The following is a 12,889-nucleotide window of genomic DNA, read 5'->3' as shown; positions in this document are numbered from 1 at the left end:
GACAAGAAGAGACAGACATGACAAAAGAACCCAGCAGAGAAGAGCTCTCCAAAGCCCTCACCGCGGCAACAAAGAGGCATATCGCCCCGATCTTTCGCGTCAACCCGGTGAAGGTCGCGATTCACGGCACAAAGGGAGCAATTCAGGATCAGGGAACGATCACTTTCGTGAAGTATCAAGGTAAATGCTTTGGCCTGACTAACGGGCACGTCATCGGTGATGTCGACCGGCCTCGAGCAGATGCAGCCTTCATGCTCGCTCTCGACAAGCACACGCCACTGCCGGGACGGCTCATCTTTTCGTCAACTCCTAGGGACACAGACTTCCCTTTCGATCTTGCCGTCTTTCTTCTTGACGAGGAGAGCATCACACGAGGAGGGAAACTCTTCGTCGATCTTACGAATGAATCGTGCCCCATTTTGGAGTCGGCGAAATATCTAGCGGTCGGCTACCCTGGTGTACTAAGAACAGAGAACAACACGCAATCAGTTCATCCAATATTCCACATAGTCGTAACATCCGTGCTTTCTTCTGATCGAAAGCTTGTGTTCCACGACGAAGTTCCCGCGTCCGCATTTGAGATGCGTTTCGGAGGAATTTCTGGGGGAGCAATTTTCGACATCCGAGATGGTGACAACTATTCGATCGCCGGCATCATTTTCGAAGGGCGCGGCCATGACGATGAAGTCGATGAGCGTGGTAGCGCGACCGACATCGGGGTATATGGAGTGCCGCTAGACACCCGATTCATTGACCGATTGCTGGATCACGTTTCCGCTGCGGGAGGCACTTTAGATCTGCAGAAGTTGTCATGGCAAGTGAACATCACCATTGACGACAATGATCATTCGCCCACCCAGTAGGAAGCATGACCCCGCCTGCCGTTACGGCTTTATGAAACTGCGCTACGGTCCTGTTGTCTGAGCCAATATTCGTTTTTGTCCACGATGCAGGAGTAGCCAGCGTCGGAAACGAGGGCTTCCGGCGCTGCAAATTGCTGCCCGAAAGATCAACCGTGCCGAATGGGCTTCCCGGCTCCAACTTCACGGCTATGCACAATTTGACTGACCACTGAATCTGCCCATTGCTGTATGCGGCCTTCAAGTTCTTCCCGCCGCGGGCAGCCAAGCGCCTGTCGCGAGGTGTGCGTGACTTTAGCAACGACTGCTTGGAGCCCGAACAGCGACTGGCATTCCGCGACGGCAACATGGGCTAGGACGCCGCAAGCGATCACGAACTGCAGCGAACGAACCTCCTGAAATAGACGAGCGATGTTCTCTGCCGAGGTGACCTCTTCCTCCGTTGGTACCGAGCGCCCGGTCTTGGCCCGATACTCGACTCGCGACCATGCGTTTGTGATCAGATAGTTGTTGCGCGTTTTGTCGGGAAAGGTGGAAGGGAGAGCGTGATTAAGGTGGGGCAGCGCAGCTTCAAGCATCCGGCCTGTTTGACCGGCGCAGGGGTATTTGGCCTTTTCTTCAAAGCGCCCAGGACAGATAAACACAAAGCCGGTTCCACTCGGGTATTCAGGCAACGCGATGTGGCAATTTCTTTGTTGGGGCGCCATCTCGGAATGTTAGTCGATGTACACGGACCTGGCCGGTGACCTTGCCCCTGGAATCCGTACCCCATAGCAGAGTTCATAAGCTGACTTGCCTTGGCCGATTGGCAAGCCAGTGGGCATCGCTGGGCCGGTACGGCGTGGCAGGTCGACCGCGACATCCTGCTAATGTTCGTCGTGTCAACGGCGCGTTGCCCGTATGCCTCAGTCCAAGCAGCGAATAATCCGGATGACTCAATCCATGCGCAGTCTCAACGAACGTCAAGACAGGATCGCCTGTGTGAACCGCACCGGGTTTCGAGGAGGCCTATTGGCTTGAGTCAGACCGGGATGGTCTGACTTCTCTTCTTGCTGTTCTGCTTTCATTATTCCAGCCCCCCGCAGGGGCCGCCGGAGGCACCCGCGGTTGGGCCATGTACTCATGGTTCAACCCTCCTGCAGCGCCGCCGACCGGGCAGCTTTGCTTGTGGTCCGGGCCTGGGCTTGTTGTCGCCAGTAGTTGGCCTCGGCTTCGGCCGGCGGGATATAGCCGATGGGCTCAAGCAAGCGGTGGTGGTTGAACCACGAGACCCACTCGAGGGTGGCCAGTTCGACCGCTTCGCGCGTCTTCCAGGGCCCGCGCCGGTGGATGATCTCGGCCTTGTACAGCCCGTTGATGGTCTCGGCCAGCGCGTTGTCGTAGCTGTCGCCGGTGCTTCCCACCGAGGGCTCGATGCCGGCTTCGGCCAACCTCTCGCTGTAGCGGATGGAGACGTATTGCGAACCCCTGTCGCTGTGATGCACCAGCGTCCCTTCGCGCTCGCTGCGACGCGCGTACAGGGCCTGCTCGAGTGCGTCGAGCACGAAGTCGGTCTGCATCGAGCTGCTGACCCGCCAGCCGACGATGCGCCGCGCGAAGACATCGATGACGAAGGCCACGTACACGAAGCCCTGCCAGGTCGAGACGTAGGTGAAGTCCGCCACCCAGAGCTGGTTCGGCCGGTCAGCCTTGAAGTGCCGCTTCACCCGGTCCAGCGGGCATGCCGCCTTGGCGTCCGGTACTGTCGTGCGCACCTTCTTGCCACGACGCGCACCGCTCAGCCCGCCTAGTCGCATCAGCCGCTCGACCGTGCATCGCGCCACGGCCGTGCCTTCGCGGCGCAGTTGCCGCCAGACCTTGTCGGCGCCATAGACCCGCAGGTTCTGGTCGTACACGCGCTGCACCAGAGGCAGCAAGATCGAATCACGCCGGGCTCGCGCGGCCAGCAGCGCCGGGTTGCGCTGGCGCGCTGCGTAGCGCCGGTATGCCGACGGGGCGACCTGCAGCGCTCTGCAGATCGGCTCGACCCCGCAACGAGCGCGATGCTCGTCGATGAAGGCGTTCACTTCTTGAGCTGGCGGTCGAACTCCGCCTGGGCGAAATACGCGCTGGCCAACTTCAGGATCTCGTTGGTCTTGCGCAGTTCGCGAACCTCGCGCTCGAGGTCCTTGATGCGCTGCTGCTCGACAGTGCTCGGGCCTGGCCGTACGCCGCTGTCGCGCTCGCCCTGGCGCACCCACTTGCGCAGCGTCTCGCCCGTGCAGCCGATCTTGCCGGCGATCGATTCGATCGCCGCCCACTGCGACGGGTACTGGTCCTTGGCATCAAAGACCATGCGCACCGCGCGATCCTGAACTTCGGGGGAAAACTTCGGGGACTTCCTCATGATGACTCCATTCTCAATCGAAGGAGCCTCCTCAAAATCCGGGGCGGTTCAGTGCGCCTCCCAATCAGCTTTGAGCCTCAACTAAACTTGTCCGCATCTTAGTCGTAGACGCTCTTTCAAACATGGTCCTTCAAGTCCCTCCCCAACCTGATGCTGACATGCTCGGCTTTGCGCACGATCTCAAGTTCCAAGAGTCCGAGCTGATGCAATCCGCCGCCTTTGGCCCGCAAGCGAGCATGTGGAGGTGCGCGACGTACACTGCCGAGGGAATCGGGTACTGGATCGGCCACCGGGCAGGTACCTCGATCGAGCTATTCGCCTACTTGGCACTCATCCCAAGGGATCTGGATGCCCTTCGTGTTTTGGAAGCCAAGAAGGGATGGACGGCACCCGATTGGCGCCGCAAAGGCCTCGGCAGAAGCCTGCTCGAAGAGGCCGCCAAGTCGGCCCCGTTGCTTAGCGATGCCGACGGAATGACCGCCATGGCATACGCACAATGGAACTCCGCAACAGAGTTCGAGCGCCGTTGGTGGGATGACGAGAGACGATGTTTTGTCGACGACACGGTCGTGCCGCCCGAAGATCGCTTCACGGCTTTTGACTCAGGCAAACGGTGGCTGATGATCCTAGAACTGCGTTAACGCCTCAAGGCGACCTGCTTCTCCCAATTAGCTTCGATAGGCACATCCGGTCCACGGGAGCGCGCGGGGCTGCCGATCCGCACGCGGCTCGCCGTTGGCAACGAACCGTGGAAAGGCTAACTACCGAAACCTTCTTCTGCGAAGACGCCTACGTCGACGGCGAGAAAGACCTCGGGATCCAGAGCCGTGTTCTCAACAACGACGTCGCTGTAAATTTCCACCAACTCTCGGCAAAGGCGAATGATGCCGCTTCTGTCTGCGGTAAACATGGCGGCGCCGGCGTTGTGGGTCAGCTCAATCCCGTCCGATGAATATTCAAGATCATCCCGCGTAGCGCTTTTACCTAGGTTGTGGATGCTGTTTCTAGTGTTGGAATAGAACCTGACAGCCAGCAGATCTTTCGCACGATCTCTGAGGCTCTCCTTGGGCTGCCTAGACAACACAAACTCGATTTTTTCACGCCCGGAGACATAGTCACTGACTTTGGCTATGCGAGCCAAAACTTCTTCCTTTTCCTCATCCGACACGTGGTTGTATTTTGTGATCAATTTCTTCAAATGCTTTGAGCGGCTGTTCGAACTCGGGTGCTCGAGGCGCAGTGGCTCGTAGATTCTCGCCATGAACATTTCAAACGCCGAGAACGTGGAAACAATGAAGTCCATGTAGGTGCTGCCTACCACGAACTCCGTCCCATTGCGAAACAAGCTCTCCATTCCTTGGACCGCGCGGTGAATGCTGTCGAGGTGCATCCCCCGGTCGCGGGCTTCGCTGACAACTGATGCAATCAATTCGCCTCTCGGACCACCCTTTTCGAGGCAATCCGCCGCCTCATCGTTGATCTGAGCGACCAACAGGCAGTCGACTGCTCCGACGACGTTCATGAAGAAGGAACTCGCCACCCCGTGGAAACCGAATGCCTGCCTCAATGCGTCGTCCAGCACAAGGCATCGGGTCTTCAACAGCATCAGATTGAGAATCCTGTCCTTCTGGTTCTGGTCAAATTCTCTATCTTGACGGTACGTCGTACGTAGGGCGCCAGATTCTTTCTCTTGACTCACAAAAAATCATCTTTCACGGAGTGCTATCGAGCCCTGCGACGAAGTCTTCGATGGCTTCGAAACAGATTACTCTGAATCCGTGCCCTGGAAGAAGTCCGATAGCGCGGGCGCGGAGCGGTTACGCATGCTTCGATCCTATCGCGCCGCAGACACAGCGCTCGACAGGAGCGCCATTCGCTCCGCGCCGTGGAGGGGCGAGCGCCACAACACGGCTTCAAGGAGAAGGCCGCGAAAGCGGATGGGCAGGCCAACCTTGACGGATCAACCGTATAAGGCCAGAGATCGGCGGAATCTAACCGCCCAAATGGGCAGAAACAGGTCTACGCAGATCCAGTAGCCTGAGGCGCGGGTTGTCGGTGCTGTAGCGGTCATCGACAACGCTCCGCTTTGCCGGAATGCGCTGGGTTACCCTGCGGCCCCACTCAATGGTTTCCGAAGGCCGGAAACGCGCATGAATACTGGCTTTGCGGGGTTGGGACATCGCACTTTACCGTCACTTCTACCGTCGAAAAACGAGTGCTTTTGCTGGCGCGGGAGATGGACTGGGTTTGCGGGGCAGCTACTCCAGCGCATCAATCGTCAACGATCGCACGTGTCCAAGTCCACGAAGGCCCTCTCATTTTGATCGTGGCGACGTCGTTATGCATGCCACCTCCGCCATCCGCTAACTAGCAAGAGAGGCTTAGAAAGATTTTTGCACACTCTGCCCTGAAGGTGCTGCGCGTGCCCGCTGGAAGGATGCCCTGACACGGCCGCGCACGGGCGGTCACCGCCGGCTCCTAAACGGCCAGCGGTGGCTTAATTCAAATGTCGGTTTCCTGCACGCCGGCGTTCTTGAGCAGATCGAAGAATTCTGCGACCTTCTCGCGAGGTCCACGCGCGTGGCAGAACAGGAAGAGTGCACGCTGCTTTGCGCGCGACAACGCAACGAAGAAGGTCGCGATGCCTTCGGGATTACCGGGTACGTGACTCCACCACGCCCGGTCGTCCAAGCCAATGAAGGCAATGGTGTCGTACTCGAGTCCTTTGCTCTTGTGTACCGTCATCAAAGGAATCCGGCCAGCGCCAGAAAACGCTGCCAGGCAGGCAGGCCAGTCAAGGGCCGCCTCCGCACAGTCGGCCAAATGACGCACGAAGGCCTCGGCCATGATCTGCAGCAAGTCTCCGTGGGCATACTGCAGATAGTTTCTCTGGATCGCATCCCCATCCAGGTATTCGAAGACCTTGACGGCCAACTCAACCGCACTCTCACGCCTCGGCGGCGCCTTGGCCATGTCGGCACGCAGCGTCGACAGAAACGAAACGAGCTGCGCCTGAATTCTGCCTGCGCCGCCCTCATCATCTGCATCCAGTCCGCGCAGCGCCTGCAACGCACCGCTGGCGCGCTGCCAAGCTTCGGGATCTCGCCGACTCGTCCCTAAACGAAGAAACGCCAGCACGACTTGGCCAATCTCATCTGCCAGCAGATCCTGCAACGTCGTTCGCCCCAGCGCTCGGCTTTCGTTGCGAATGCTCAATCCTGCTGCTGCAAAAGCGTCCCTCAGGTCCAACTCGAAATCGTCGGCCCGCTGTCGCACGAGCAGCGCGTAGTCGCGAGGCTGTTTGCCGCGCTGCGCCATGTCATCGGCGATCCATGCAGCAAGCATTTTGGCCTCGTCCTCGCGCGTGTGGCTCGCCCAGATCTGAGCCACGTCGCCGGCCACCTGGCGCTCCGCCTGGGCCTGAGTAGGCACGGCGTTGGCGTCCAGGGCGCGCGCCACCACGTGCTGGATGCGCACGAGATCGGGAGACGATCGAAAATTGAAAAGCAGTGGAAAGCGCTGTGCCGTGAACTCTGCTTCGAACCGCTCGAATGCGTCGGGGCGCGCTCCTGCCCAGCCCATGATGCGCTGCTTGTGGTCGCCTACCGCCGTGACAGTCGCCTGTCCTGCGAACGCACCCGAGAGGAAACTGTACTGCGCGTAGGTCGTGTCCTGAAATTCGTCGACGAACACGAATGGGTAGGTCGTGCGCAGCGCTGCGCGAATGTGCGCGTTCGATCGCAGCAACAGGTCTGCCAACCGGTTGATACCCACGAACGTAAGGGACGAACGCTCCCCTGGCGCGAGGAGCCGTTGCCACCAGCGGTTCAGCGCAAATTCGACGCCATTCGTCGGGGCCGCACGGTCCACGGTCAGGATTCGACTGCCCACCACTTCAGGCTCAAACGTGAGCGGGCTCAGGGCGGCAACGTCCGCTTGCCAAAGCGGCGTCGCGGCCATGCGCGTGTCGTAAAGGAAGCCCTCCATCTGAGCCCTCGTCGGGAAAGCCACGTCGTAGGGCTTCGTCGGCCGGCGTGGTGCAGGGATCGCCGAATGGAACCGATCCACCAGTCCCTTCGTGAAGGCGTCGAACGTCATCGACGCAAAGCGATTGGAAAGTTCCGGGCGGCAGCGCTGTCGCACGCGTGCCGCGAGATTCTCGGCCGCATCGCTCTTGAACGAGATGGCCAGCACCCGGAAGGGTGGAGCGCAAAGCCCTGTCTCGAGCAAATAGGCGGCGCGCTGCGCCAAGAACTCCGTCTTGCCCGAGCCTGGGCCCGCAACGACACTGGCCGAGCTCGCATGCCTAAGCGCCCTCCAAGCCTGCGGCTCAAGATCGAGAATGCCGCGAGGACGCCAATCTTCCGGGGCAACGCGTGCCATCGTCAGGCGCCGCCCGGACCTGCCGGCTCAAGCTTGGCCTGAACGTAGCCGATCAGCGCCTTCAGTTCCTCCGGCGCGCCCGCTGCAAGCTGCGGAGCTCCGAGCGACGACAGCACGCGGACGTGCGTCGACGGCTTGCCTCGTCCCAGGAAAAGGTAACGGTACCAGCGGAACGCTTCGTCCCAGGTCGCGTCGTACAGCGCATGCTTTCCGTCCTCACCGAGCACGGCACCGCGCGGCTCGCCTTTTGCGGATGGGCCGAGAGCGCCAGGCTCCAGCACCTGGTACGCGGCGGGGAACGCCTTGTACATCGAACAGTCAAGATCCAGTGGGGCGGAAAAGAAGACGCCGAAGCCGCGCAGCCACGGCATCCACGCTTCGCAACCTGGTGTATTGGCCGCAGCGTATTGGTCGAACAATGCAAGGTTCGCCTGATGCCCCTCGGGCTTGAGCTGGTCGCCGAACAGCTGTGCCGGCGTCACGCCGCATTCCAGCAGCTGCAGGCAGGTGGTCTTGATCCGTCCCCAGCCTCCGCCGCTTCGCCCCCAGTCGAGATCCAGCAGGGTCGCATGCGGGATGTCGAGGTCGGTCAGGAGCCGCCAGAGATGGTTGACGTGCCGGCCGCCGAGCGGAACGATGGCAACGAAGGATCGGTCGATTGGAACGCCCAGCGAAGCAGCCAGTTTCGGCAGCACGACTTCCTCGGTGGCCCCCTCCCCCAACACTACGAAGCGAGCGAAGTAAAGTTCGGGATAGCTCCTCACCGCCTCGCGCACGAACTTCGACGCCTCTTCCAGACCGGCTGGAAGTTGCAGGGCTCGGACCACGGCGGTGCGGTCCGCGGAGCTGAGCCGGAAGTGGCGCACGCCCTCAGGCTCGATCCGCGCCAAGATGCTGGCCGAATGGCTGGAAACGATGGCTTGCGCGCGATGGCCCTGGGTTAGTTCCAGAATCTGGCCGACGATGCGTGACAGGTAGAAAGGAGCAAGGGTGTTCTCGGGCTCCTCCACCGCGATCAGGGTGAGCGCGGGCACCGAGACCGAATCCTCCAGGAAACCCGCCGTGGTCGGATCAGCGGCGGCCTGGGCCTCCACGTCTAGGATTGCTGCCGTAATCGCCAGATGAAACAGCGAGCGCTGTCCGTCACTCAGATCTTCGAGGCTGCGCTCACGTCCCGACTCGTCGGGATGGAACATGACCTCCACCTTGCGGACGAATTCCTGCCAACGTACGTCCACCGGACGAAAAACCGGCGTGGTGTCCGTGCCTGCCGAGTGCATTTGCTGCCAGCGATGGGTCACCGCCGCTGCAATTCGTCCCACGGCGGTCTCTCCGACGAAAGCGCCGTTCATGGCCGTTCCCGCACTGGCCAGCACCTCCTTCACGCCTTGCGACCAGTTGATGGCGCGCCACAGTCGCCCTTTGAGAAAAGCCGAGACCTGCGAGCCGCCGTCGCGGTTCGCCGGCACGTAGATCATCTGGATCTTGGCGCGGTCCGCCGCTCGTAACTCGAAACACTCGTCCTCGGTAAATGCGCCGAAGGTGCGAACCGCAAGCAGCTTCTGCTCCACGGCCCCTTCAAGCGAGCCGTCGTCCGTCCAGCTCGCCTGCAAACGCAGCCGGCATTTCAGACGACCCTGCTCGTCGGCGACCATCTGCTGAAAGAACTCGGGCACGGCGGCGAGGTCGGCTTGGCCGTCAAGTTCGGGGAACGCGATGATCGCCTCAACGTAAAGACTGCGCTCCGCGAGTGGCACCAGTTCGGCCGCAGGAACGTGGAAATCTTGCCGACGAAGACGCCTCTGCTCGCCCGATACGCCGAACATCCGAACGAGCGCTAGCAGCAGCGCCGTCTTCCCCGCGCCATTGACGCCGATCAGCGCGGTGAGATCACGCTGCAAGGCGACAGTGCATTCCGCAGCACCAAAGCATCGGAAACCGGAAATATTCAATCGCTCGATGTGCATGACAGGGACTATCGCCAAATGTAACAACCAGCAGTATGACTCAGGGGGCGAGCGACGCAACACAAACATCACCGCTCGCCAAGACTTGCTGACGACTAGACCCTCGCCTTCGCCGCAACATGCCAACTAAATTCACTATCCTGCGGACAAGCACGCGAGAATTGAAAGCTAATTCCTCAACGTTCGATAGATTGACTTAAGCGACCGTGAACACAATCCCAGACTTTCTTCGCGAAGCCGCAACCGCGGAACTATCAAGATTGGAGCGTGCGCTGCCTACCGATCCGGAATGGCGTTTTATTCTTTTTCTAGAGATTCAGCGCGTTTTCGATGTAGCTTGCATTCAACAGGCAATCTCGGGAAAGAAAGCTCACGGCTATGAGCATAATTTCGATATCTTACGTTGGGGCATGAATTTGGCAACAGCACTGCTGCTTGCTCCTATCAAGACCCCACACGCTCTGCCTCTAGTTGCAACCTCAGATGGATTTAGAGCAGACGCCCGAAATTTGCTCTGGAACTTCGGTGCCATAGCCCTTGCACGGAGAACAGCAGACATGGTGCAGCAAAGGTTTTTGCTTGCTGCCCAGGATGGGATATCGATAAGCCTAAAAGACGCAGGCACTGGCCCTGTTCAGTTTATGGATCACATCGAAGATGATCTTTTATTAAGATCAGAAGCCGCTATAACCAAAGATCCGGTTTCGCCGCAGGGCTGGACAATCTGTTCTCCGGAAGAAATTAAACAAAGGCTGCAATCAGTCGGCAACTATTTTGCCAACCCGCCTAAAAAATATGATCCTCTGCTTCAAAAAAAGGAGCTAGAGGCTCTTATGATTCCTCTAATATTTCCATGGAGAACTCCACATGGAACAATGATCGGCTATGGGGCATCAGAGGAAGTCGATGCACATTTTCTGCTGGAGGCGCAGCCAGTCATGAATGACCTTCGCATAGATGCCGGCTTTCATGCAGGCGTTGACTTTGGCAGTTATTCTGGGCTGGACGTGTTGATAGTCGTCACAGTGCTTCTCAGTTTTTTTCGCAAACATGCTGCCTTTGTGCTCCTTGCGCGCCAGCACTTTCCAGAAATAAGCGTGCAGGAAAGTCTAACGATTTGGGGGCCAAAAAATGGTTTAGTTGAGTCTGTTTGCGTAGCTTCCCAGCTGCCCAAAGCTCAAGTAGAAAAAATCCTGCAATCGCTGACATTGACAACAGAAGATGTAGGACGGCTGAAAGTGGACACCACACCGCTCCTGCCCATGCTCATTGATCTTGGCAATGGCTTTTACCTTAAGCCGACCTCTTGCCTGACAAAGAACCCATTGACCGCATTTCTCAAGATTGCTCAGTGGCGCAACCCGTCGACACGCAATTTAGTTTCCTCATCACGAGAGTCTTGGTTCCGGCAAGATGTGTACAGCTTGTTTGGGGGATCTAGGTATTGGTGCGTACCTGGAAATATCGTGCTACGCCATGGCGGCAAGCGACTTACAGACGTAGACGCCGCGGTATTCGATCGCGTTACTGGTGAACTCACATTATTTCAACTCAAATGGCAAGATTATTCGACAAATAGCATCAGCGAATTAAGGAGCAAAACCAGAAATCTCGCTACCGAAGTGGACACATGGGGAAAACGCGTCATGGAGTGGATTCAAAACAACTCTCCTCATCAAGTTGCTACGGCGCTGAGGATTAAAATTCGGGGACAACGCGGAATCACTGCATTATTTTTGGTAGGACTATCCCGTTCCGTCGCCAGAACTCATGGTTATGGGTTTCCATTAACTAACCCCTATCTTTCGATCGCCACGTGGCCGCAGTTCAAACGCGTGAGGGGCGAAATTGGACCTGCGCCCCGGGTGTTGTCAAAGATGCACGAACTGCTGCGTGAGGAGGAACAGCTGTCGCTGACGAACCGGACGCCACATCCGGCAACGGTCTCACTCCGTGATTTTGAGATGCACTTCGAGGATTTTTGGAACAGCTGGGACGATAGTGATTTGAAGGGAGAACCCTCAGGCAGTTAGATCAGCCAGGCGTGCTGCACCAACACGCTGGCAAGTGCACCGACGGTCTGCCTGGAATGCGGCTGCGCGAGCGATCACACGTACGTCAAATTGAGCGCGCTACACCATTTCGAAGCAAGATTGGAATGCCGAGTTTCTGGGATGCTGGACATCGACAACAGAGAAGTTCTGCGGGATCGAGCCGCTACGTGCCGGCTCTAGAGACCGGATACCAAACGCGGCCGCTTGGCGTTCCTCGACGCTTTTATCCGTTGGCAAAATAATTGCTGGGACGCAGGAAATACGCGCTGCAAAGCCTTGCCTGAGCGCGAGCCGCATCGTGTAAAGCCCATTCTCTTCTGCAACACCTTTACAAGTTCCACACACATCGAAGCCATAAAATCCATGGTCGATTACGCCCTCCAGTTCAAGCTTCGTCCGATACGCAGGGCATGATGGGCGGTAGGCGCACTGGGCACATTGCTCGCCAATGCACGCAAGGCCAGTGGCGGGCATCGACCTGCCGCGGGGCAGCGCTGCTCGCAAGTCCGCCAGCAAATGCGAAACAGCCTGCACAGTCGATGGGTCCAGCTTGCCTATCCACTGGTCGCCCTTGCCAAGGAGCTCAACCATGATGTCTACACTCGGATCTAGCTCCCTAACAGCAAGTCCGTACGCTGCAAGCTGCAGCACGTAGCTCCGCTTTGGATGACCTTCGCTGTCCCTGATGCTGCCGGTCTTGAAATCAACAATCCGGACCTGCCTATTCGCAGCCCAGTAGATTTCATCTGCGCGGCCCGCGATGTCGAGGGCCGCGCTCGCAAGCCGCCTCTCCCGACCCACTGGAATACGCCCTGCTACGTTGTTGGTGAGGCCGCCGGCCCCCTCTACGCGGCGCCGCGGCAGCCGCTGGGCCAGCGTCCACGCGAACCCGGCGTGAGAAATGAACTGCGCCCTAGGCAAAAGAGCATTCTTTCCATACCGACCAAGCACCCAAGCAATCAGTTGCCTTGAGGAGCTGTCGTGACTGACGAGGCGGCCAATGCATTGCTCCAGAACAGACACGCTGGACGATGCCTCTACCGGCAGCGTTCGCCGAAGCACTTCTGCTGCATCGTGTACCGCCGTGCCCATCAGGGCAGACGGATGGTCTCCGATTCTTTTCAATACCGGCCGCTCAGTTTCAAAAACGTACCGCAGCCTGCATGCCAAGAAGACGCCTAGCTTCGAAGGATTTGCCGGCTTAGTGCGCTCCACCCACAAGGGCTTATCCATGGTTCG

The 12,889-nt window shown here is 58.6% G+C and carries 9 protein-coding genes and 1 other annotated feature; of the genes, 3 read left to right on the top strand and 6 right to left on the bottom strand.

Features of this window, described 5'->3' with window-relative positions:
• The first annotated feature begins 17 nt into the window (after nt 1–17).
• Nucleotides 18–863, top strand: coding sequence for a hypothetical protein (locus AC1D3B_RS06940; protein ID WP_478189919.1), 846 nt, complete (start codon nt 18–20; stop codon nt 861–863).
• A 146-nt stretch (nt 864–1,009) separates the two neighbouring features.
• Here AC1D3B_RS06940 and AC1D3B_RS06935 read toward each other — a convergent pair whose 3' ends face one another.
• Together AC1D3B_RS06935 and AC1D3B_RS06930 are read right to left on the bottom strand one after the other, a co-directional pair.
• The gene (locus AC1D3B_RS06935) at nt 1,010–1,567 is read right to left on the bottom strand and encodes a hypothetical protein (RefSeq protein ID WP_478189918.1); all 558 of its coding nucleotides are present in this window, start codon (nt 1,565–1,567) and stop codon (nt 1,010–1,012) included.
• 420 nt (nt 1,568–1,987) lie between these two features.
• Nucleotides 1,988–3,246, bottom strand: a protein-coding gene (locus AC1D3B_RS06930; RefSeq protein ID WP_478189917.1) for an IS3 family transposase whose coding sequence is annotated in 2 segments (ribosomal slippage) — nt 1,988–2,958 and nt 2,958–3,246 — 1,260 coding nt in all. Because the reading frame shifts where the segments join, the coding sequence is not laid out codon by codon here.
• Nucleotides 2,852–2,968 (bottom strand) — a sequence feature (AL1L pseudoknot). (Overlaps the previous gene by 117 nt.)
• A 158-nt stretch (nt 3,247–3,404) precedes the next feature.
• On the opposite strand from AC1D3B_RS06930, the gene AC1D3B_RS06925 reads away from it, so the two are divergent.
• Nucleotides 3,405–3,887, top strand: a complete 483-nt coding sequence (locus AC1D3B_RS06925) for a hypothetical protein (RefSeq protein WP_478189916.1) — start codon at nt 3,405–3,407, stop codon at nt 3,885–3,887.
• A gap of 116 nt (nt 3,888–4,003) precedes the next feature.
• On the opposite strand, the gene AC1D3B_RS06920 is transcribed toward AC1D3B_RS06925, so the two are convergent.
• From AC1D3B_RS06920 to AC1D3B_RS06910, 3 genes are all read right to left on the bottom strand, one after another.
• Nucleotides 4,004–4,852 (bottom strand): hypothetical protein, encoded by an 849-nt coding sequence (locus AC1D3B_RS06920; RefSeq protein WP_478189915.1) that lies wholly within the window; start codon nt 4,850–4,852, stop codon nt 4,004–4,006.
• An 896-nt stretch (nt 4,853–5,748) separates the two neighbouring features.
• Nucleotides 5,749–7,629, bottom strand: coding sequence for a UvrD-helicase domain-containing protein (locus tag AC1D3B_RS06915; protein WP_478189914.1), 1,881 nt, complete (start codon nt 7,627–7,629; stop codon nt 5,749–5,751).
• 2 nt (nt 7,630–7,631) lie between these two features.
• Nucleotides 7,632–9,596 carry an ATP-dependent nuclease gene (locus tag AC1D3B_RS06910; protein ID WP_478189913.1) on the bottom strand — a complete coding sequence of 655 codons (1,965 nt, stop codon included), beginning with the start codon at nt 9,594–9,596 and terminating at the stop codon, nt 7,632–7,634.
• 206 nt (nt 9,597–9,802) lie between these two features.
• Between AC1D3B_RS06910 and AC1D3B_RS06905 the strand changes: the two genes are divergently transcribed.
• A complete protein-coding gene (locus tag AC1D3B_RS06905; RefSeq protein ID WP_478189912.1) occupies nt 9,803–11,629 on the top strand; it encodes a hypothetical protein in 1,827 nt (608 codons plus the stop codon).
• 99 nt (nt 11,630–11,728) lie between these two features.
• Here the strand turns inward: AC1D3B_RS06905 and AC1D3B_RS06900 are convergent, their stop codons facing one another.
• On the bottom strand, nt 11,729–12,883 hold the full coding sequence (locus tag AC1D3B_RS06900) for a PD-(D/E)XK nuclease family protein (protein WP_478189911.1): 1,155 nt from the start codon (nt 12,881–12,883) through the stop codon (nt 11,729–11,731).
• Nucleotides 12,884–12,889 lie beyond the last annotated feature (6 nt).

It is taken from the genome of Variovorax sp. P5_A3 (genome assembly GCF_056400665.1).
The sequence above is the reverse complement of the archived record's forward strand: the minus strand, read 5'-3'. Positions and strand labels throughout refer to the sequence as shown.

What these genes read in the sequence shown, in the direction of transcription:
- AC1D3B_RS06940 (WP_478189919.1), top strand. Translation starts at nt 18, where the DNA reads ATGACAAAAGAACCCAGCAGAGAAGAGCTCTCCAAAGCCCTCACCGCG.
- AC1D3B_RS06935 (WP_478189918.1), bottom strand. Translation starts at nt 1,567, where the DNA reads ATGGCGCCCCAACAAAGAAATTGCCACATCGCGTTGCCTGAATACCCG.
- AC1D3B_RS06925 (WP_478189916.1), top strand. Translation starts at nt 3,405, where the DNA reads ATGCTCGGCTTTGCGCACGATCTCAAGTTCCAAGAGTCCGAGCTGATG.
- AC1D3B_RS06920 (WP_478189915.1), bottom strand. Translation starts at nt 4,852, where the DNA reads ATGCTGTTGAAGACCCGATGCCTTGTGCTGGACGACGCATTGAGGCAG.
- AC1D3B_RS06915 (WP_478189914.1), bottom strand. Translation starts at nt 7,629, where the DNA reads ATGGCACGCGTTGCCCCGGAAGATTGGCGTCCTCGCGGCATTCTCGAT.
- AC1D3B_RS06910 (WP_478189913.1), bottom strand. Translation starts at nt 9,596, where the DNA reads ATGCACATCGAGCGATTGAATATTTCCGGTTTCCGATGCTTTGGTGCT.
- AC1D3B_RS06900 (WP_478189911.1), bottom strand. Translation starts at nt 12,883, where the DNA reads ATGGATAAGCCCTTGTGGGTGGAGCGCACTAAGCCGGCAAATCCTTCG.